Source organism: bacterium, from assembly GCA_040757115.1.
Taxonomy (GTDB): Bacteria; UBA9089; CG2-30-40-21; order CG2-30-40-21; family SBAY01; genus JBFLXS01.
In genome coordinates this window covers 1-1,055 of the sequence record JBFLYA010000455.1, presented here as the reverse complement: position 1 = coordinate 1,055, position 1,055 = coordinate 1, and the positions used below count along the sequence as shown (strand labels likewise).

The 1,055-nt window shown below is 32.2% G+C and carries 1 protein-coding gene; it reads left to right on the top strand.

The annotated features are described in order from the left end of the window. Positions 1 to 114: 114 nt before the first annotated feature. Positions 115 to 1,055 (top strand): IS701 family transposase (locus AB1422_19615; protein MEW6621510.1); only part of this gene is annotated, 941 nt, incomplete at its 3' end.

The following is a 1,055-nucleotide window of genomic DNA, read 5'->3' as shown; positions in this document are numbered from 1 at the left end:
GAAATAGATATGATGATAGTTACTATTCCAGATATTTTGTTAAAGTGTTTAGAGATTTTTAAGCCTTACTTTAGTAAACCTCAATTCCAGAATTTCTGTTTTTATGTAATAGGATTGATTCTCTGTTTAGAATCTCGAAATATTCAAGACATTAATAAACAACTTGGTCGTAATAAAGATCAAAGTTCTCTTAACCGTTTTGTTAGAGAATCTCCTTGGTTAACCAGAGCTTTGCGTAGAAACAGAAGAAAACTGGTAAATATCGCCATATCAAAATTTAGGGCAAAAAGGATATATCTTGTTATAGATGACACTGTTATTGATAAAACAGGCAAACATATTGAGAAAGTTGGTTATCATCATTCAACTACCTCCAGGAAGAGAGTATTAGGACATAACTTAGTTACCGCTATATGTATAATAGACGATCTTGTATTTCCCTTTGAATTCTTCCCTTATATCAAGGAAGAGACTTGTAAAGAGGAGAATTTAACATTTCATACCAAAATTGAGTTAGCTATCAGACTAATAAAGAGTTTTACTCCACCTAAGGGAGTAGAAGTAGTAGTTATAGGAGACAGTTGGTATTGTTGTTATAGTGTAATCAAGGCAATTAAAGCTAAAGGATTCAAATTTAGTTTTTCCATAAAGTCCAATCGGAAAATTTACTATAATGGGAAGAAATATACGGTGTCTGATCTGGCAAAGACAGTACCTCATAATCAATATTCTTCTCCAACCAAGATAGGTGATAAGGAGTATTATATTTGTCCCATCACAGTAGATATTCCTAAAATTGGTTCAGTAAGTCTGGTTCTAAACAAAGAAATATCAGCCAAACAAACTGAAGAAGACATAATTAATCAACCACCCGATTTTATCATTGGTAGTGAGTTAAATTGGTCTGGTAAAAGGAATCTTGAGACTTACTTTAAGCGAGTTTTAACAGAAACCTTCTATAGAGATTCTAAACAACATATAGGATTAGGCCAATATCAAATGCGTAAGTTTAATGGTATCATTAGACACTGGCACCTTGTATTTACAGCATATAT